Origin of the sequence: Photobacterium sp. WH77, from assembly GCF_022014395.1 — a bacterium.
Classification (GTDB): Bacteria; Pseudomonadota; Gammaproteobacteria; order Enterobacterales; family Vibrionaceae; genus Photobacterium; species Photobacterium arenosum.
Window position 1 is genome coordinate 28,811 of sequence record NZ_JAKLTE010000026.1, and the last position, 22,238, is coordinate 51,048.

At 51.3% G+C, this 22,238-nt stretch carries 6 protein-coding genes; 5 read left to right on the plus strand and 1 reads right to left on the minus strand.

Annotated elements, in window-relative coordinates:
* Positions 1–55: 55 nt before the first annotated feature.
* Positions 56–14,512, plus strand: a complete 14,457-nt coding sequence (locus tag L6J37_RS19325) for a retention module-containing protein (RefSeq protein WP_237796255.1) — start codon at positions 56–58, stop codon at positions 14,510–14,512.
* Positions 14,513–14,550: 38 nt separating this feature from the next.
* On the opposite strand, the gene L6J37_RS19330 is transcribed toward L6J37_RS19325, so the two are convergent.
* A complete protein-coding gene (locus L6J37_RS19330) occupies positions 14,551–16,191 on the minus strand; it encodes a response regulator (RefSeq protein WP_237796257.1) in 1,641 nt (546 codons plus the stop codon).
* Positions 16,192–16,557: 366 nt separating this feature from the next.
* Between L6J37_RS19330 and L6J37_RS19335 the strand changes: the two genes are divergently transcribed.
* From L6J37_RS19335 to L6J37_RS19350, 4 genes are all read left to right on the plus strand, one after another.
* Positions 16,558–18,012, plus strand: a complete 1,455-nt coding sequence (locus L6J37_RS19335; protein ID WP_237796259.1) for a DUF4150 domain-containing protein — start codon at positions 16,558–16,560, stop codon at positions 18,010–18,012.
* 12 nt (positions 18,013–18,024) lie between these two features.
* A complete protein-coding gene (locus L6J37_RS19340; RefSeq protein WP_237796260.1) occupies positions 18,025–20,199 on the plus strand; it encodes a M23 family metallopeptidase in 2,175 nt (724 codons plus the stop codon).
* Positions 20,192–20,692 (plus strand): hypothetical protein, encoded by a 501-nt coding sequence (locus L6J37_RS19345; protein WP_237796261.1) that lies wholly within the window; start codon positions 20,192–20,194, stop codon positions 20,690–20,692. Before L6J37_RS19340 ends, L6J37_RS19345 begins: the two co-directional genes overlap by 8 nt.
* Positions 20,693–20,899: 207 nt before the next feature.
* A complete protein-coding gene (locus L6J37_RS19350) occupies positions 20,900–22,213 on the plus strand; it encodes a hypothetical protein (RefSeq protein ID WP_237796262.1) in 1,314 nt (437 codons plus the stop codon).
* Positions 22,214–22,238: the final 25 nt, after the last annotated feature.

A 22,238-nucleotide genomic window follows, 5' to 3' on the forward strand; every position in this document is an offset into this window, starting at 1 on the left:
TTCTACAATTCTTAATTATCAGATGAGGAACACTGACCCGACAGTGAGTCAGCGAATGGCAGACATCGTTGCTCACGACAAGGTTATTGCTTCCCTGTGTCAGCGAGGCGTTATGGCAGAGTCTGTCTCAAATGGTCTGGCAACCCTGATCGTTGAAAACGGGGTGGTGTTTGTTATCAAGCCCGATGGCTCGGTGAAACCGGTCGACTTCGCCTACCAGGTTCAGCCCGATGAGCTGGTGGTCGCGAACGGCTATGCCCGTTATGTCATGATGCAAAACGGTGAGCCTGTGTTGGTCGATCGTCCCTGTCCGACCTGTGTTTTGCTGGATGGCGCCGGAGTCTGGGTGTCGGATCTTGCCGATAATGTTCAGTTTGAACAGCCTGACAGCGATCAAGCACCGCCGGTTGGGCTGGATATCGAACAGCTCCAGGCATTGATCCTGGCCGGGGAAGATCCAACGGAAGTGTTTGAAGCTGCTGCTGCAGGTTCCAGTGGTGAGGCCGCCAACAGTGGTTTCGTGGTTGTTGATTATGATGGCGACAGCATACTTACCGAAGCGGGCTTTGATACAGATTATGAATTTGTGTTTCCTGAGTCAGACGAAGATACGGATGTCATCTACGCCGCAGGTGGCGGGGAATCCGTTTCACTGTCTGTGACGGAAGGCGATTTAGCGCCGGACACCTATCCTAGCCAAACAACGTCAGTTGTGCTGATAGAAGCCGGTACACTACCGCTCGATCCCACCAGTTTTACTTTTGACGCTAGCACTCTGAATGCTTTACTGAATGAACTCAACAGCGAAGTGACATCTGGCGGTCAGCCCGTCATTTTCCGTTTTGACGCTGGCCAGAATGCCATTGTCGGGGAAAGTCAGGGACAAACTGTTATCACTGTTTCTCTGGTGGCTGAATCGAGTGGCCGGGATGTGGTTGTGACCTTGACGACTGTGTTGAGTGGTCCGGTTGATCACCTCGACAGCGGCGCTGGCGGCAGGGTTGCTATCGCTGATGATGTTTTGACGATTCTGGCAGATGTGCAGGGTGCTGATGTCGCCGGTAATGCCTTAGATACTCCTGTCAGCGTGACAGTCACTGTTGTGGACGGTACGGATCCTGCCTTTGGCGCAGACCCAGGTACACGTCTGGATGAATCGGCAGATATGGGCGTGGTGCAGATGGGCAACGTACCACTGGATATCGGCAGTGATGCTATTGAAGCCCTGGTGTTTAAAGCGGATCAACCGGCGCTGAACGGGCTGACCAGCAACGGTTTGCCAACGACGCTGAGCGTCGATGGTAACCAGTTAACGTTGGTGGATGCTCAAGGCAATACTGTCCTCGCCGTCAGTATTACACTGGATGGTGCCTATGCTTTCACACTGTTCCAGCCTATTGATGAGCTGATCTCAGATGAAACCGTCTTTAATCTGGGGGTGACAGCCATCGACTTTGATGGAGACACCACGCCTGGCACAGTGGTGTTGATCATTACTGACGGTAGCAATGCACCGGGCGGAGAAACGATTGATTTAGCTGTCACTGAACCGGATCTGTCGCCAAGCGGCTTTCCGGTAGCAAGCACAAATTCAGTCACTGTGACAGCGGGTGTCGACAGACTCGACCCTGCAACATTGGCCGTTGATACTACGCAGAGCGCTGCATTACTGGCTGAGTTATCCTCAGAAGTACAATCTGGCGATCAACCCCTGACATTCACTTACCTTCCACAGACGAATACAATCGAAGGACGCTTACCGGACGGCACGCTGGCCGTCGATATTGTGCTGACGCCTGCTCAGGCGGCCAATGGCCTGGATATGACGGTGAGTGCCACGCTGACACAACATCTCCCCTTAAATCATAATCAGAGCGGGAACAGCGAAGGGCTGGTTGCAGTATCCGGCGATACTATAGTGATCACTGTTCCGGTGCAGGCGCAGGACACAGACGGTGATTTTCTGGATGATCCTGTGCTGGTCAACAGCACAATAACAGACGGTGTGTTTCCCGCTTTTGGTGATGACAGTGGTGCTATCGTCAATGAAACAACGGATGACGGCATTGCCGTCGCAGGCCAGATCGTATTGGATATCGGCAGCGATGATGTAGCCTCCGTTACTATCATCGATAATCAGGCACTGGCTGATGCGATTGGCGCCCTGTCCAGTAACGGCAATCCGGTTAGCTACAACGTGAGTGACAATCAGCTGCAGATATCCGATGCCTCCGGCAGTGTCATTCTGACCGCGACCATCAGTATTGACGGCAGTTATGAAGTGATCATCACCGATTCGTTCGATGAGCTGAGCGCCGATGACCAGATCATATTGCCTGTGGCGGTACTGGCAACGGACGACGACGGCGATACAGCGCAGGGGCAGATCACCCTGACGATTCAGGATGGTGACAACGCGGCAGGCGGAGAAACGGGCAGCATTACCTTCACTGAACCTGATTCTGAGCCGGATAACTATCCGCAGACCGGCACCGATGACATTGTGATATCGGCTGGCGCCGACCGCTTAGTGCCCGATTCGCTGGCGCTGGATCCGGCGCAGTTACAAGCCATTCTTGATGACCTGGGCGCGGTACTGACTTCGGATGCGCAGACCATCACTTTCTTGGTCAATCCAACAACAGGTGTGCTGGAAGGCAGGTTGCCAGACAATTCACTGGCGTTAGCAATCAGTTTTACCGTGGCTCAGTCCGGCAGTAAAGATCTGGCGGTCAGCATTACAGTAACCCAGCATGTGCCGTTAGATCATCTCGCCAGCGCAGTGATCTCGCCATATATCACCACTAACGGTGAGACGATTGCATTAACCTTGCCGCTGAATGCCGAAGATACCGACGGTGATAGTTTAGCGACACCGGCAGAAATCACTGTAGTGATAAATGACGGTGATTTACCTGAATTTCTGGTGGATACCGGGGTAACTGCCAATGAAACGGCTGATAACGGCCAGACATTGACAGGATCCATTGGCCTGGATATCGGCAGCGACGGTATTGCATCACTGGTGTTTGACGATACCCAGCCGGATCTGACGCTCACCAGTAACGGCAATCCGCTGACTCTGGTCCCGAATGGCGATCAGATCACGCTGGAAGATGATAATGGCACAGTGATCATGACGGTCACGATCACACCTGATGGTCAGTACAGTGTGATACTGACTGGCACGTTAGATCATCTGACCGGCGATTCGCTGGACATACCGATGAACCTCGTCATCACAGATAATGACGGTGATCAGGATACGGGGCTGATCACTGTGACTGTCACTGATGGCGAAGATCCTCCGGGCGGTGAAGTGATTGCGGTGACAGTGAATGAACCGGAGCTGGAGCCCAGTAATTATCCCGCTGAAAGCACTGCAACCGTGATCGTCTCAGCAGGAGAAGACAGGTTAGTACCGGAAACTGTCGAGATCGATCCAGCTCAGCTTGCGGCGCTGGTCACAGAGCTGAATGCAGAGCTGACCTCAGGCGGACAAGCTTTGACTTTTGCCGTCAATGTGACGACAGGGGTGCTGGAAGGCACACTCGCAGATGGAACTGTCGTTCTCAGTATTCTGCCATCCGCCGTACAGGCGGCGGGCAGCAATGATATCAGCCTGACACTGAATGTGATTCAGAATGCGCCGCTTGATCATAACCTGAACGGTAATAGCAACGGTTTTGTCACTGTCAATGGCGGGACGATTCTGATTAATTTGCCTGTTCAGGCCAGCGACGTGGATGGAGACCCACTGGCGCAACCGGTTGCTGCTACCGTGACTATTATTGACGGTAAGTTGCCGGCCTTTCTCGATGATACTCAAGTCACAGTGAACGAAACTGATGATCAGGGTGCCACTTTGCCCGGCAGCATAGGCATTGATATCGGCAGCGATGCGGTTGCAAGCCTGACGTTTTCACCGACTCAGCCGGGCCTGGTGGGGATACAGAGTAATGGCGAAGCGGTTACGGTTAACCGGGTAGATGATGATACGCTGCAGGTGCTCGACGCTGGCGGTAATGTGATCCTGACGGTCAGTATTGACGAGAGCGGTGCGTACGATGTCACCCTGACAGGCACTTTTGATCAGACAGATTCTGATCCTCTGGTGATACCGCTGAACGTGCTGCTGGCCGATGATGACGGAGACACCACGCCGGGCACTATTACTGTCAATATTACCGACGGCGGTGATGCCGCTGGCGGAGAGAGTGTCGCTGTTGCTATCACCGAGCCGGATTCTGATCCCACCCAGTATCCGGAAAGTCACAGTGAAGATATCGTCATTACCGCAGGCGCTGACAGATTAGTGCCGGAGTCGGTACAAATCGATCCGGCCGACGTGCAGGCATTGCTGGATGAACTCAATACCGAAGTGGCATCGGGTACATCGCCGCTGACGTTTAGCTATGATCCGGCCACCGGGGTGCTGCAGGGCGCACTGGCTGACGGCACAGTCGCTGTCAGTATTGTGCTGACAGCCACTCAGGTCACAGGCAGCAATGATGTGTCGCTCAATCTGGCAGTCACTCAGAACCTGCCGCTCAACCATAATCTGGCAGGCAACAGCGATGGTTTCGTGTCTGTCAGCGGCGACAGTATTGCCATAAATTTCAATGTCCAGGCCGATGATGTCGATGGCGACAGCCTGATTACACCGGTTAACGCGACGGTGACGATTAGCGATGGCGATATTCCCGCGCTGCTGGAAGATACAGGCGTCACCGTAAATGAAACCATGGATAACGGCGTGCTGAACAGCGGTGGCAACATTGGTGTGGATATCGGCTCAGATGCCATAGCGACTCTGAATTTTGCGCCCGATCAGCCCGGATTATCCGGTATCAGCAGCAATGGCCAGTCAGTCAGCTTTGCGGTCAGTGACAATCAAATCACAGTGAGTGATGCCGATGGTAATCTCATACTGACAGTCACTGTTGCAGAAGATGGCAGCTACGATACGCTGCTGATCGGCACTCTGGATCAGGATACTGGCAACAGCCTGGATCTGCCGCTGAGCCTCATCATCACAGATGAGGATGGCGATACCAATACCGGCATTATCACTGTCACTGTGACCGACGGCGATGATCCTGCCGGTGGCGGAACGATTACCCTTGCGTTGACCGAGCCCGACCTGTCACCGAGCGGCTACCCGGCCACCAATTCAACCACGGCGGATGTTATCGCAGGGGAGGACCGGCTTGACCCGTCTACGATTGAAATCGACCCCGCTCAGTTGCAGGGGTTGATTGATGAACTGGAAGCAGAACTGACATCAGGCGGACAGGCGCTGACGTTCAGCTATGACTCCGCAACGGGAGAGCTGACCGGCGCGCTGTCTGACGGTACGCCTGCCCTGACGATAACCCTGACCGCCGCACAGGCCGCGAACGGTCAGGATGTGACGCTCAGCTTTGCGACCACCCAGCATTTACCGCTTGATCATCATCAAGCCGGTAATAATACCGGGCTGGTATCGGTCAATGGCACGGATTTGGTGGTCAGTATTCCGGTACAGCTTGCGGATGTGGATGGTGATTCACTGCAGCAGCCTGTCAATGCCCAGGTCACCATTACCGATGGCGTTCTGCCTTCACTCGGGACCGACAGCGGCACCAACTTCACTGAAACCCTGGATGAACAGACGGTCAACGGCAGCATACCGCTGGACATTGGCAGCGATGCGATCGCCACACTTGAATTTGCACAGAGCCAGCCATCGCTGGAGGATCTGGTCTCAAACGGTGTGAACACCAGTTATACGGTGACAGGCAATGTCATCGAATTGGTGACAGACACAGACAGTACTCCCGTACTGACGGTCACTGTGAATATCGATGGCACCTACACGGTTGTGCAGCATCTGCCGCTGGAGCAACTGGAGGAAGGGGATGTCACCGAACTGGTACTGCCCGTCACGGCAGTGGATCAGGATGGGGATGTCAGCAATCAGGGCAATCTGATCATTAATATTACCGACGGCCCGGATCCGGAAGGCGGCAACCGAACCCTCAGCATCACCGAAGGCGATTTGGACACCACGGTTCCGGCAGACGCCTACCCGGTTGATAACGCCACCACCTTTGCAATTGCTGCCGTGACGGATGATCTGGTCGCCAGCACCCTGATGCTGGAAGCCGGTGCGGCAGACACGCTGCAAAATGAGCTGTCCGCTCTGACCTCAAACGGTGAAGCGTTAACCGCAGTTGTCGATGAATCCGTCGATGGCGTTGTCACTATTACCCTGGTGACAACGGGCGGCAATGATCCTGTATTAACCGTGACATTCACGGCCACCCAAAATGGGAGCGACGTGGATGTGGCCGCCAGTGTGGAGCAGTTCCGCCCGTTAGAGCATGTCGATTTCAACGGCGACATCGTACTGGCCAATGGCAGCGACATTCGCATTGATGTGCCCTTGCAGATCGCCGACAGTGACGGTGATTTACTGATAACCCCGGATGTGACCCGGATTGCGATCATCGACGGTGATCTGCCGGCATTTGGCAGCGATTCCGGTGCCAGCCTCAATGAAGGCGATGACGGAGTGGCAACCGGTAACGGCAGCATAGCGGTGGATACCGGCAGTGACGATATTGTTGCTGTGTTCTTTGATGCGGCGCAGGCTGCGCTGGACAACCTGACCAGCAATGGCTTCGACACTGATTATCTGGTCAGCGGCGATACGATCACAGTGACCCGCACCGATGATCCCTCAGTCACTGTGCTGACAATCACCCTAGACACAGACGGCAACTATGTGGTGAACCAGACCCAGCCGCTCGATCAGTTTGATGCGCCGGATAACAATAATCTGTCCCTGACGGTACTGGCACAGGACAGGGATGGCGATATCAGCGCACCGGGCACGATAACAATCACCATTGCCGATGGCACCAACGCCGACGGCAGCTTTACCGGTGTGAATACCATTGTCTTTACTGAAGGCGATCTCACCCCGGCCGATCCGGCCGACGGTTATCCGGTATCGGGACAGACAGAAATAACGATCAATCCGGGTGTCGACAGACTCGACCCGGCCACCACAACGCTTGACGCTGCCACGCTGGCTCAGCTGATTGCCGAACTGGAGGCTGAAATCACAGCAGGCGGCCAGCCAGTGACGGCAAACTGGGATAACGCGACCAAGGTACTGACCCTGACCGCCGGTGGTGCAACCGTGCTGACCGCGACGCTGGCCGCCACCCAGAACGCCGATGGTGCAGGGCTTGATATCACACTGGTGGTTGAGCAGCTTGCCCCCTTGGATCATAACGGGACAGACACCTCAGGCCTGGTGGTGTCGCAAAATGATCAGATTCAATTCCAATTGCCGGTTCAGGTGCAGGATAGCGATGGTGATTTTCTCGATAATCTGGTGCCGGTCAATGTGACGATTCAAGACGGTGATGATCCTGTACTCACTGCCATTGAAGCGGTGAGTGTGACAGAAGCCGATCTGGATGGCGGCAATGGCTTCCATCCGGGCACCAATCCCGGCGGTGACGGCGAGTCTGCTACCGGCCAGATCACGCTGGATTCCGGCTCTGATCAAGTGGCGGAATTTATCGTGGATGTCGATGCCTTTAACGCCGCCAATACCGGACTGACCTCAGGCGGCAATCCTGTGACTCTGGTGTATGACGCCGGGACAGACACTTATCTGGGGCAGGCCAATGGCGTCACAGTGTTCATTCTGGATTTTGATGTGGTGACAGCCAGTTACAGCTTTACGCTGACCGGGGCGCTTGATCACCAGCAACCGGATGACGATACCAGCCTGCAGCTGGATTTCATCGTCACAGCTGTTGATCAGGATGATGATCCCAGCGGTGCGATCACCCTGTCGGTCACCGTGAATGATGACCTGCCGGTAACGACTGATGTGACTTTCGATACCTTAGTGGAAGGCCAGACAAGCAGCACGCTGGATCTGCTGGCGGTCAGCCAGGAAGGGGCCGATGATGCCCAAGTGACGGCCATTATTGACGCAGACGGTAACCGGACCGATTTAGCGAGCGGGGCACCGGATGCCAGCGGGTTTGTCGCGGTAGATATATTTGAAAGCGGCCAGTTGATTGGTCAGTTATTCGTCCACCCGGAAGGTGACGCGTTTTTCGTGTCAGAGCCTGACATTGATCATGCCGATGCGGCCCTGACCAGCACGCTGACGTTCGAAGTGCTCGATGGCGATAACGATCTGGACACCAGCCTGATCAATTTGACTATCACTGATGACAACCCGGTGCTCATTGTGGGTCCTGCGCAGGGCGTGGAAGAGCAGGGACGCAATCCGGACCCGGACGAGAGTCTGGCCGATCCTGCGCTGGGGATTCCTGTCACCATGTCGATCGACCTGGGCGATCAGGACAGAGGCGAAACCATAGGTGATGTTTTTATCGTTCTGTCGGCTGAGCCGCACGGGGATTTTTATTTTAACGGTGTGCTGATCACCCCGAGCGGCGGCCAGGTCCAAATTCCTGCCAGCGCGTTTACTGATCCCGACGGCGACGGTGTGTTTGAACTGCAAGGGGTGACCTTTGTACCGGAGCCTGATTATTCGACGGCCGCCGAGCCGGGCTTCTTGCTGGATTTCACCGTGACCGCTCAGATTGACGTCACACAAGGTACGCCGCCTGCTCAACTGACCGGCACCTTGTCCGTCGATGTGCAGGGCATTGCCGATGTGCCTGTCTGGGACGGCGCGGCACAGGTTCACTACGGCAACGGGCAGGAAGATGGCGATAACATCAATATCGGCCCGTCATTCAACGCCTTGCTGCAAGATACCGACGGCTCAGAAGAGCTGGTATACATTGTGCACATTGTCGAAGGCGAGGGACAGATAGTCGGTGAAGGGCTGATTGATCAGGGAGACGGTTCGTTCCTGGTGCCTGTCAGTCAGATCAATACCGTGGCTGTCGACCCTGCTGATAACTTCAGTGGTGATATTCGCCTTGAACTGATCGCGCAGAGTACAGAAACACTGAACCCTCTGGCTGGTTCGGAAACTGCCCAGTCTGTGGTGCAGGAAGTCGTCATCAACGTTCTGCCAGTCGCAGATGATGCCCTGCTCAAAGTGACGCGGGTTGAGTCTCTCGAAGATGAACCGATTCCGCTCAGTGACCATATCACCCTGACCGAGCTGGATGACACCGCCGATGATTTTGGTGTCGAAACCCTGTTCGTCCGGATTTCCGACCTGCCCGATGGCGCCGTACTGCTGCAAAACGGCACACCACTCACCCCGGATGCCAATGGCGTCTATGAATTTGCGTATACCGACATCGGCGAGATTGAGTTGCAACCGGTGCCTGAAAGCAATGTCGATTTTTCGTTCACCGTGGAAGGCGTTGTACGTGATCAGGTTGAGATCACGCTGGCAGACGGCACCCCAACCACAGTGACTGATGAGCGGGTGATTCCGGCGAAAACCATCGAGGTGGATCTGACGGGTGTCGCTGATGCGCCGGACTTTGACATTGGCGGGACCAGTTGGACCGTGCTGCCGGACAGTGGATTGCCGGGGGTGGAAACCACGATCAATGAAGACGAAGAAGCGGTGCTTGATTTTCGTGTGATTTCCGGAGAGCTGGTGTTAGCACCAACGGATACGTCGGAAACCCTCTCGCTGGTGATCAGTAATATCCCGGAAGGCACACAGTTCTTTGATGCCGATGGGAATCCTCAGTCGATTGTTTATGCCGGGATTGACCCGGCCACAGGCACCCCGAAATATGAAGTGAAGCTGGATGCCGGAACGATTACGGTCAGGCCGCCTCTGCACAGCACCGAAGATATTGTGCTGAACGCCAAAGTGGTGGTGACAGAAAACGATGGGGATCAACTGGAACAGGAAAGCCAGATTGTGATTCACATCGAGCCGGTCATTGATGCCGGGGATTACACCCAGACCAGTCAGGGACTGGAAGATCAACCGGTGACCATCAACTGGCAGCCACCGTTCAGCGACAGTAAAGAGTTTGCCACAGGGCTGACGCTTCAGAATATACCGACGGCTCCGGGCTACAGCCTGCAAATTAACAATGGCGGAACTATCACTGCCCTGACGGTGGATGCTTCCGGCTCCGTCACCCTGACTGCGGCGGAATTTGCGTTACTGGAGGGCGGGGCACAGCTTCAGCTGATTGCGCCGGAAGATTCGGATCTGGATGTCACAATCAATACCCTGGTGATGGTGCAAGAGAACGATGTGGATTCACCGGCTGTGGCAACCAAAGAAGTGGCTGGCACGGTCACGCTGAATCTCACGGCTGTGGTCGAGCCGGATGGCGTCATTGGCATTCAAACCGGGACAGACACCAATGGCGATCCCATTTTTACCGATACGCTGGTGGTGGGCGACCGTCTGGATCTGACTGGGGGCGGCGGCTCGGAGGGTTCGATTCGTTTCCTGGATCTGGATCCGAGCAGTGATGAAGTCGTGACCGATGTGGTTCTGACCTTCCGCGATGCGGGCGGTAATCTGCTGACCGGTTTTGTGGTCGAAGGCGCGATTAACAACGGAGATGGCAGCTGGTATGTGCCGGATGGCAATCTGGATCAGATTGTCGTGATCCCGCCACCGGGATTTAACGGGACAGCCACGGTAGAAGTGGCAGGCCGGGTGCAGGATCTCAGTGATGATGGCGACGTCAGCGCGCTGGTGGAATTTACCGATACGGTGCAGGTGACTTTCACCCGTGGCGCGGAGGATCAGGTCGCTGCTGAGATTCAGATTGACGAGGCGATTGAAGTCACAGGGGCGGAAGACACGCAGGTCGATCTTGGCAGCTTTCTGAATCAGATCGTCAGCCTGAACAGCACTGCAGGTGATCAGGGTGATGATGAATTATCGCTGGTGATTGATGCAGGCAGCTTGCCACCGGGCGTGACGATTTCCGGCACTGATTTTAACTTTGTGACCAATCAGTATGTGATCAAAACGACGGTGAATCCGGACGGCACCATTGATTTAAGCGGCGTGAGCCTGAATCTGCCGCAGGATTTTGCCGGGGACTTTACGATCAGTGTCCAGTATGTGAATACAGACACGGTCAGCGGCGATACCGATCAGCAGCTTGATGAGATTCCCATCCGTATTTCACCTGTGGTGGATCAGCCGGACTTCACATTAAGCGTGGTGGAAACGCAGGGGCTGGATGCGGATCTGCAACCTGTGTCGGACAGCGGCGAAGCCGAAGTCATCCAGACTGGCACGGCTTATGAAGACGGGCAAATCATTCTGGATGTGTCGGGCTCTGTCGGCGATATCAGTACCACACAGGCGGAAGGGCTGGAAACCATCACTCAGGTTGTGGTGACTGTCACCGATCCGGCAACCGGGACATTGCTCGACAGCAATGGGAATCCGGTCAGCTCACTGACGATTACGGATCTGAGCCAGCTGGACAGCATTGTCTTCCAGCCCGCGCAGGATTTCAGCGGCACTGTATCGTTGTCGCTGTCGGTTGAAGTGACAGATACCGCGAGTTATGACATGACCACCGGACCGGCGACAGAAAGTGATACTGCAACCTTCAGTAATACGGTGACCTTTGAGGTGGTCGCTGTGAATGATTCGGTCGATTTTGTCGGCACCGATGTGCCGCTGGTCGGCGATGAAGACACGGCCATCAGTCTGTCGGGCTTGGGGGGCTCAGTCGTCGACATTGATGGTTCCGAGCAAATTCTCTCTGTCAAATTGACCAACGTGCCGGAAGGGTTTGTGGTCAGCGGTGCGGCCAACAACGGCGGCGGTGAATGGACCATTGCTGTGCCACCGGGCAGTACGAGCTTTGATCTGAGCAGTGTCACAATCACACCGCCGATGGATTTCAGCGGAACCGCAGAAATTGGGGTGACGGTCTTCACTCAGGAGGAAAGTTTGTCGACGCCGTCTGAACAGACTGCGACCTTCACACTGCAGGTCGATCCGGTGGCAGATCGGGTCGATACCGATGTCACACCGACGGCCAGCGGCACGGAAGATCAGAGCATCGATCTGATCCTGAATATTGAAGCGTTCGATGACGCGCCCAGTAATACGAACGGGGCGGTAAATGTGACTGAAAATCCGCCGGAAACGCTGCAGGTTCTGGTGTCGAATGTACCGGAATCCAGCAGTATTGCGCTGCCAGACGGTGTCAGCGGAACGGTGACTGACAACGGGGACGGCACCTGGCTGGTCACGGTCGATAGTGCTGATCTGGACCGTTTGGTCTTTGTGCCGGGCGATGCCAACCGAGAGAACTGGAATGGCGAACTGAACCTTGAAATCCGCGCCGTGGATCAAACCGATGTGGCCACCGACGACAAGGCCGTGTTCACCACAATCACGGTGGGCATCGATCCGGTCAATGATGCCCCGGTGAATGAAGTACCGTCGGATCCGCTGGTGGTGGATGAAGATAACACACTGCTGATCACGGCACTGCAGGTCACGGATGTGGACGTGGATGAAACATCCGAGGGAACCATGACGGTGACACTGAGCGTCAGCGACGGCGTGCTTGCTGTGCCGGCCGGCAGCAATACGGGCGCGCTGACGATCACCGGTGACGGGACAGACACCTTAGTGCTGGAAGGCTCTGTTACAGACATCAACACACTGCTTGGCAGTGGTTTGAATTTTACGCCGGATCTGAATGTCAATGGCGATGTCACGCTGACGATGACGTCCAATGATCAGGGCAACACGGGCGCTGGCGGCCCGCTGGAAGACAGTGACACGGTGACCATTCAGGTGCAGGCCATCAATGATGCACCTGAATTGCCAACCTTGCCCGGTCAGACCGTGGCGGAAGAGGCGGTACTGACTCTCAGTGGTTTATCCGTCACTGATGCTGATTTCAGCGAAGCCGGATCAACCGGCGTGATGACCGCCACGCTGAGCGCGGATCAGGGCACACTGACCGTGACTGTCCCCGGTGGTTCGTCGGTCATCGTGACCGATAACGGGACAGGCGCAGTGACGCTGGAAGGCAGCCTGGATGAGATCAATGCCATTCTGGCAGCAGGTGTGGATTATCAGGGAAATGCGGATTTCAATGGCGCAGATACGGTCACAGTGACGGTCGATGATCAGGGCAACGTTGGGACTGACGGCCCGAAAACTGCCACAACCACAGTGAATGTCACGGTGACGCCGGTGGCTACACCGCCGACACTGACACTGTCTGTCCCGCAGACCGCAGTGATGCGGGGTGCGCTCGGTGCGGTCATACCGTTACTGGGACTTGAAGCCGTCGCGGGCGATCCGAATGAAGCTCTGACGGTGCAGATTCGCAATCTCGGCACGGGCCAGTTAGTCGACAGCACCGGGGCTGTGGTCGGGACAGACAATGGCGATGGCAGTTGGACGGTCACTGCGGCACAGATCAGTGATCTCTTGGTCAGCAATCTGCCGGAAGGGACCAGCAATCTGTCCGTGGTTGCGGTTTCTGAAGAGGTAGACGGCAGTCAGGCAGAATCAGCGCCGGTCGCGATTGAAGTCCGCGTCGATGATCCGGCCAATACCGGCGGGGAAATCGGGGCCGGTGACAGCGGTGCACCGAATCTGGTCATCAGTGCGGATGGCGGGGACACGCTGTTGGGGGGAGATGGCGAAGATATTCTTATTGGCGGTTTAGGTCAGGATATTCTGGTCGGTGGTGCAGGTGATGACCTGCTCTGGGGCGGTGAAGAAGGTGGCACCGGTGACGGGGTTCGTGATCTGTTCAGGTGGATTGCGGCTGATTTAGGCACGGCCGGCAATGAAGCCACGGACACGGTGAAAGATTTCGAAGCCGGCATCGACGGCCTGGATCTGACCGAAGCGGTGGATACTTCCGGCAGCAGTTCCTTTGATGATCTGACTGCTCAAATTCAACTGGCCGACAGTGGCAGTAATACGCTGCTCAATATTCTTGACGGCGGTGTCCTTGTGCAGAGCATAGTGCTGGAAGGCGTCAGTCAGGCCAGCTTGCTTGGCGAAGATCCGGCCGGATTAACCGACGGAGAAAAACTGGAAACTTTATTTAATAATGGCGCTCTGCTGCTTGATATCAGCTTTGCCACCATAGCGGATGATCAGCTGGCAGCGGAAGCTTCGGGCAGCACGCTGAACGGACTGGCCGGTGACGATACCCTGATTGCCGGACCCGGTGATGACATCTTAACCGGCGGGGAAGGTGCCGATAATTTTGTAATCAATACTTCGTCTGTCACCACGCCGGCCAATACCGATGTGTTTACAGATTTGAATCCCGGTGAAGATGTACTGACCTTGTCGGATGTTTTACCGGACGGCGGCGCTGATAACTTAACCCGTCTGCTCGATAACATTGATGCCAATATCGATACCAGCGACAGCATCAATCTGGCAGTAAGTACGGTGAGTGGGGAGCACAATGTGGTGCTGGAAAACCTGGACCTGGGCGGCTTGGATCTGGATATCAGTTCAACCGCCACAGAAATCGTCACTTCTCTGTTCGACAATAATGTATTTAACCTGGATCCCTAGTGGCTGATGTGGGAGATCGCACCTTGATCTAATGAGCATTACGCCACTCGCATGGCCGCTAACCGGTACAGATCCAGCGCGCGCCGTTTCTGTTGTTCAGTAGGGCGCTTATCATGGCAGTAAAGCCAGTAGCAGGATTTCAGAATCTCATTGACCTCATCATGCTGTAGCCCGACAGGGGTAGCCAGTGCGGTGAGTTCCAGTATTAAAAAACACAGCTCATGGTGAAACGGTACGATGAAAAAAGCACGATAAGCGTGTTTTAGCGCTTGATTGGCAAGGTTTTGTTGCCGGTATGACTGTGCCTTCTTAACCAGTGCGCCCCCCAATCTCAGCCGTTGGTAAATTTCATCCTGAAAGCCGTTCAGCAACTCAATCTGACTGAGCATCAGTCCTTCATCTTCTGTCTGACCGCAAATTTTCCGCGCTTTGACCATTGCCGCTTCATACATGTCCGGCATACCACAAAATCCATACATACGTGCCAGATTCAACGCGGTGTAAAAGTCATCTGTCTCTACGCTATCCATGTCAATTTGACTTGCGATGCTGTAGCAATTTTGAATCTCCCCGCGCATGCAGGCGAGTATCGCCAGACCAACCAGAAAGCTGGGGTGATTTTCGAGCCGTCTATCTTCTTTCGCTGCTTTCTGATTTAGCTGAACAAGCGCACTACGGGCTTCATCAATCAGTTGTGTTGTGTGTTTGGCATCACGGGAATAGATGCTGGCCAATAGCAGCGAGATGGCGGCGTTCACTTCCACGCCATAACTGTACTGGCTGGTATCTGCGACTTTGCGGATGAAACGCTGATAGCCGGTTGCGGCTTTATTATGGTTCTGCTGGTGGGCATATAAGTTGGCAATGATAAGTTCCCGGATCGGGTTAGCCGGATTGATTTTATGAAGCATCAGAAAATGTTGTAAGGCTTGCGGCAGTTCGTTTTGTCTGATCAAACAGTTAGCCAGCCCCTGGCGGGCTTTGGGGTGGTACGGATGTTTTGCCAGTATTTTATGGAAAATCTCTTGTGCCTGCTTGAGTTTTCCCAAGCCTTGCAGTGCATTACCAAACCCTATCATGGGCCAGATATGTTGTGTTTCCGTACAGGCCTTTAAATACAGGGTTTCAGCTTCCTGATGGCGTTGTAACCGCAACAGACAGTCACCCTGTATGCGTGTGATGTAGCCCTTATATTTGGGGAAGTCCTGGGTTAGTGACGAGGCGAGATGCAGGGCTTGTTCGTACTGTTTTTCATCAATAGCAGTCAGTAATACCTTCAATACCGTTTTTCGCTCCAGTACGTATTCGATTCTCGAAATGAAATCAGAAAAACGAAACGGCTTAATCAGATAATCATCGGGTTCCAGTTCCAGAAAATGGGTCACGACTTTCTGGCTGTTATCGCCGGTCACACAGATAAAGACGCTGCTGGGTGATAACAGATGATTATGTTTGATTTCATCAAAAATAAGTCCGCCATCAATATGGTGCTGCATGTTGTAATCACAAAGTACCACGTCGAACTGGTTAGCTCGCAGTAACCGAAGCGCTTTCAGGCTGTCTGTGGCGGTCTGAATGTGTGAGTTGGGCACACCGGCATTAGTCAGCATAGAGCGCGTCAGTGCGATAGCCATATGACTATCGTCAATGATTAAAAAAGAGTGGTGGCATAACAACATAGGCCTCGCCTTCCCCGACAGAGGTTACTCACATAAAAGATTAGCTCATTGTTGCATATGCGTTCAGAAAATCACGCTACTTAGTTACCATAACTGCAGAATTAAAATCTGTCCCAGTCGGTTCAGTTCTGGATAATACTGCTGCGTCATGGTATGCCTTCGCTCTAAGAAAAGATCATAAGACCAGATAATCAAGGTCATAAAAGCAAACGCGAATCATCAGGACAGAAACGGAATCCGCTTCTCACTTCGGGGTAAACCGTTAAATCGACAGTCATATCCGTCTTATTCACTGAGATTCCAGTGAGAAAGCAATCCTATCTTGTTGATAAAATGGCCTAATTATTGATGAGATGAGGACGGGTAATGCCGGTAACAGTAAGTGCAGATGGGTTGAGTATTGTCCACCAAGGCTCGGAGGGCGTAGCAAACGCCGATATTCCGGATGTTTGTATGACACAGTGCGGGCCACCCGTTGTGCCGATTCCGTATTCCAATGAAGCCAAATCGGCCGATCTGGTGGAGGGTACGACGACAGTGACAATGGACGGTGGCAACAGTATCGCGATCAAACCCAGCAAATTCTCAACCAGTACCGGCGATGAAGGTGGAGACAAGAAGGGCATAGTCTCTGGTGTAATTCAGGGAGAAGCCGCTTTTGTCACTGCCTCTGCCACCGTCAAAATCGAAGGCGAAGGGGTTGCCCGCTTGTCTGACATGATGACCATGAACAAAGCCAATACCATGTGCCTGTCTGGCGTATCCCAAGCCAGTGTCGAGGTACCGCCAGACGAAGCCGCAACGTTTGATGTCACCCTGAGTTGCCGATACCCAACGGGTGCTCCGTTGGCAAATGCGCCTTTTACGGTTACTGATGAAGGCGGGGCGGAGCTGGGCAGCGGCACGCTGGATGCTTCCGGACAGGCCGTGGTCAGCGGTTTGGAAGAAACCCTGTGTCTCTTCAATATTCAGGAATCTCAGGATCCGTATCAGCCTTACAATAACCTGCCGGAAAATAGCGTCGAAAACCCGTATCCGGATTTATTCAGCTATTGCTCAGCTGTGGCGGGCAATCGCGTGCCGTTCTGGCAGGAACGCAGTGGCGTGCGCAACGACTGGGGCGTTTTGCTGTCGGAAACCTTCTCTGATCCGGATTTCGAATCACTGGTGCGGTTTGAAAGCCAGTTCAGCGCCACGTATTTCGCCACCGAACATCAGCATAAAGTGTTTGGCGAATGTTTTGTGTCAGCACTGGATTGGATTCAACGCGACGCAGACACTGTCGATCACTACGTACCGCTGATTCACAGCCTTGCGCCATTGTGCCATCCGCAGGGGCATATTCTCGATGCCTTGTTCACGCCGGACGAGTTTCTGCCGCCGGCCTTTTTGCTGGGCGGTGTACGTTATCACGGCACAGGCAACAGTATTGAATATATCCGCAATATGGACTGGGAGGCTGTCGCTCAGTCGTTCAGTCAGTACATCGACAATTTTGTCGGTGTGATAGCCGATTATCTCGCCTTCGTGAAACTGCAGGCTGAATACGAACACCGCACCGTGATTGTGGAAGGGATTGCCCGTTATGAAGACGGCTTAAAAACCCTGAAGCGGCTTCTGCCGGACATTACGGCACAATATTTTTCTTCTTTAAGTGAGAAGCTGATGCAGCTAATTGAAAACGCAGAAGAAAGTATTGTGACAAACACCCAGGTTTCCGGTTACAGTTCCACGGTCGGCCAGGTGACTGCTGTGGTTTTCACAACAGCAAACACCGGACAGGAAAGCCTGATTCCGTTCCTCGATGTGTATTCAGACTAAGGTGACACGAGCATGAAAACCGCATTTCCCATCTGTCAGGTCGACGGTAGCCAGTTCAACGATGTTTCCGCGCTAAAGGTGCTGCTGAACGGGCAGACCAGCGGCCGTTACATCATCAGTAAAGGCCGTGGCTGGCACGGCGGCATTCACTTTAATAACCGCATTGCATTCTGGGCACAGCACTTCCAGCCGGTTCAGGCCATGGCCGACGGTGAGCTGGTGGCTTATCGCATGGCGGAAGAATACCCGACCACACAGTATCTGGAGACCACGTCCAGTTACAGCAACAACTTCTGCCTGCTGCGCCATACCTTCCAGAACCCGGATAAAGAAGACGAAAGTTACACTTTCTATTCCCTTTACATGCATCTGCAATCGCAAAAAGAAATCCAGGATTCGATCACAGCGGCAGAGAGTGTCAGCGAAATCCACTATATCAGGCTGACACAAACCTGGTATGTCCGTGGCGATGTGACAACCACGGATTTTGAGACCAAAACTTTAATGCCTGTCGGGACTGTGATTCAGTTAACCGATCCGTCCAGAACATCGGTTACGAAAAAGAAAGCTGGAACGAAATTTTGGGATTTCCTGAAATGTAAAGTCGTGCAAGTCGGTAAATTTGCAGATAACGAAAGGGATAGAGTCAGCAAACAGTCTGCGGCTGATCAAAAACTGGATCAGGAAATTTGGTTATCCGTCAGTAAATACAACGGAGATACGGCTGAATATTGTTTACCCGCACTGGCCGATGTCCTGACCAAACAAATGCCGCCATGGCACACCAAAAATGGCCCGGAAAATAATTTACCCATCGTCGCTGATGGTACCGTCCAGGTGCCTGAACTACCGATGAACATTAAAGCCGGCGAACACCTGGGTTATCTGGGTAAGTACGAGTACCTGAAAAATGCCCAAGGCAATATTGATCAGGAATATCGTGTTCATCTTGAAGTGTTCTCAAATGATCGCCCGCCTGAATATTTCCTTAAAGCTCTGGCTGGTGGACAAGAAGAACATGGTTTTCAGGTTATCGACGGCAGCAGCAGTACCGGTGTAATGGAGCCGGCAAACGCCTTCTTTAACGACATTCGCCGCGCAATCGACACAGATAACGACGGCCAGATCTCAGAAAACGAACTGGTTGCCTTCTATCAGGCCGCCACTAACAGACTTGAAAAAGTAATCGCCAAGCACCCGAGTGAGTGGTATTCCAAGGAAGATGAATTAGCGATTAAATACAAAAAACTAATAGAGAAAGGACGTGAGATACAAGAAAACAAGCTGAGGAGTTATTATCAATCTGAAGAAGGCTATCAGAATTCACCTTATCCTGAAATGATCGAATCTATATATAGCCAATTTATAAACCATGAACAGCAGCGGATTGAGAAAATCACATGGATTCAACAAATTGATCTCAATGTGTTGAATGTTGAATCTAGGGTTTGGCATATTTGGCCATTATCTATCTCGAATATTAAGGATGGTGAACGTCATTGGCATGAGCCAATCTTAAATCCGATGAGTACAAATCATTATCAAAGTGGTGGGAAATGTATATATTGGGGATTGTTTGGGGATGATATAAGAAAAGAAAGAGCTGGTGCTCATCGTGGTCTTGATATTTTTGCTGAAGTTGGAACCAATGTCTATGCTTGCGTAGATGCTGAGATTCAACATACAAGGCATTCTAATTCTAACGGAAATTTAATTGTTTTAAGGGTAACTGATAAGAAACTCGTGCAGAGAATTTGGAATGAACGTTTAGATTATAAAGTTCATGAATTATCAGATCGTAGTGAAGGGGCTATAGGAAAGGATGTTAATATTGACAATGGATTACGTTTTGCTTACATGCATCTAAAATCGATTGAAAATAATCCAGAAACAGGAATGCCGTTGAAAGTTGGCGATAAAGTGACTAAAGGGCAGATTATAGCGAAATCAGGGGTTTCTGGAACTAAAATAGATGGTACATGTGCGCCACATTTACATTTTGAGGTTTCTACACGCCATCAGTATTTTGACTCTCATACTAAAATTAATCCTGGATATTTCGTCGATTTTAAATATTATGAACAACAATCTGATAGTGAAAAGAAATGGCAGCTAGATGTAAGTAAGACTAGATATAAAGGACATATTGGAGATAAAAAATTTCCGGAGGATGGTTTTAATGGGTAACCTAATGAGTGCATTTTTTTATATTGTAGTATTATTGTTTTCAATAAATACCCCTGCAAAAGTGAATTCTGATTCATTTAATTATGAATTTACATGTGATGATTTACAGAAGGGGAGAATGATCTACGATAGTAAAATTGGATCTTATCCTGAATACGAAATGGATGATGGATATAGTGGTATTATTGATTTCAAGTTGGTTAATGATGAAATAAAAATTTACCATCAAGGATTACTTGTATCTTTAATAGATATAAAATCCGATTCGGTTGAAGTTAATGGTGAACAATTTACTGTTATTGCTTCATCATCTAAATATTTCACTTTTGCATTTATGAATGAATTGTCAAATATTGAATATATCAATTTTGAAAATGAAGGGAATGAAGAGAAAATATTTACGTGCAAAAACCCAAATGCAAAAGATGAAACAGAAAGATTGATAAATTATATAAAAATAATAAAGTCTAATAACATGGAGGTAGTGAAGTGAAATTTTTGATAAATATGAGTTTTGTCTGATATTATGTAAAAGTGATAATATCAAAAAGACTGTTTCAATGATCTATATAATATCTGTCAAAATTTCCGGAAGTAAAGATGCTGCTGGTGATTTTTTAAATTATACTCTCTCTGAGAGTAAGTTGATTACACTAGATAATTCTTTGTATTCCTGAATTCAGATTAGATAGGAGGGTGCGTGAGTTCTGTGAAAAGTATATTTGTATCAGTTTTGCTGCTCTTCAGCATGAAGTCATTTGGTGAACCTGAATCTGGTTGCCTTGAGGGTGATCTGAGTATCATCCATCAATATCAACAGCGAAACGATGCTGAGTTCAGAGGCAATATAGAATCGATCCAGTGTAAAACACATCCGCAGCATGAAGATATTGTGTTTGCTTCATATATCAGGAGTGAGCATAAAACTGAGCGACATCAGAATTATTTGTGGCGCGTGTTACTGGTTGACCGGAGGACCAAGCGATCAATCGCTAGCTACAAAAATGTCATCGTTGAAGGAGGCGATACACGCATCGATGAGAATAGCATCATGCTGGATACAGCAAGATATTATTTGAACGATGAAGTACGTGCATTAGGAGTGCGTTTACATACAGGGGATAAACCGCGATGCGCAGGTTTTCTGGAGAATGATTTCTTAACTTTGTTTGTCCAGAATGGAGAGAAACTCGTTCCTGTACTGAATAACATGCCAACCTATTCCTGGAGATTAGTCGAAGGCGATCATTGCAATGGCTATGAAGGTGTCATTCAAGAGAAAACCGTTCACACCATTTTGCATTTACTGAATACGGAAACGAATGGGTACAGAGACATTCGACTCTCAGATAAAGTAGAGGATTATACGTTTGATCCAAAAAGAGGGTCAGAAGAAAGAACGATACGCGTCAATCAAGTGATTAAGTTCAACGGTGAAGCATATGAAACGCCGTCTGGGCTATTTTTATTGAATGATGTTTCAGAGAGCCAATCTGGTTCAACCCTTTTGGATGAAGCGAACGAAGAATCAGTCGGTGAATATCAACCGCGTGTTAACATTGATGCCCATGGTCTCTATCTTGATCAGATCATGATGAATGAAAATATCATCAAAGCCAGTACATATGCATATCGGGTTGTAGAAGAGAAAGCAGATGGACATCTGAAAGTTGTAAGATTTACTTTTCTTTCCAGTACCAATCAGGAATGTCTCTTCAATATGAACATCGTGAATCACAGTATTCTGTTGAATGATGTCATTTGTATGAATTCATTGTACGACAGAGAAAAAGAACAATTTAATCACTATCTGTATCAGTACGAATATAATGGACTGAATCTGAAAACATTTGATGAACTTCCGTCAGAAGAAATGTTTTCTTCAATGTTTAACCATATTGATCATTCATTTTGGAATGTGCCTGTAATGGACCAATACGGGAGATATAAAAACATGACTAAAAAATGCAAGATAAAAAATGAAGTCAGGGAAAGTGACAGGGCGACCGCATGAGTGCTTAGTTTTTCATCACCTGACT

Excerpts from the sequence above, each read along its gene's own strand:
- L6J37_RS19325 (WP_237796255.1), top strand. The coding sequence starts at position 56 with ATGGCAGACATCGTTGCTCACGACAAGGTTATTGCTTCCCTGTGTCAG.
- L6J37_RS19340 (WP_237796260.1), top strand. The coding sequence starts at position 18,025 with ATGAAAACCGCATTTCCCATCTGTCAGGTCGACGGTAGCCAGTTCAAC.
- L6J37_RS19330 (WP_237796257.1), bottom strand. The coding sequence starts at position 16,191 with ATGTTGTTATGCCACCACTCTTTTTTAATCATTGACGATAGTCATATG.
- L6J37_RS19345 (WP_237796261.1), top strand. The coding sequence starts at position 20,192 with ATGGGTAACCTAATGAGTGCATTTTTTTATATTGTAGTATTATTGTTT.
- L6J37_RS19335 (WP_237796259.1), top strand. The coding sequence starts at position 16,558 with ATGCCGGTAACAGTAAGTGCAGATGGGTTGAGTATTGTCCACCAAGGC.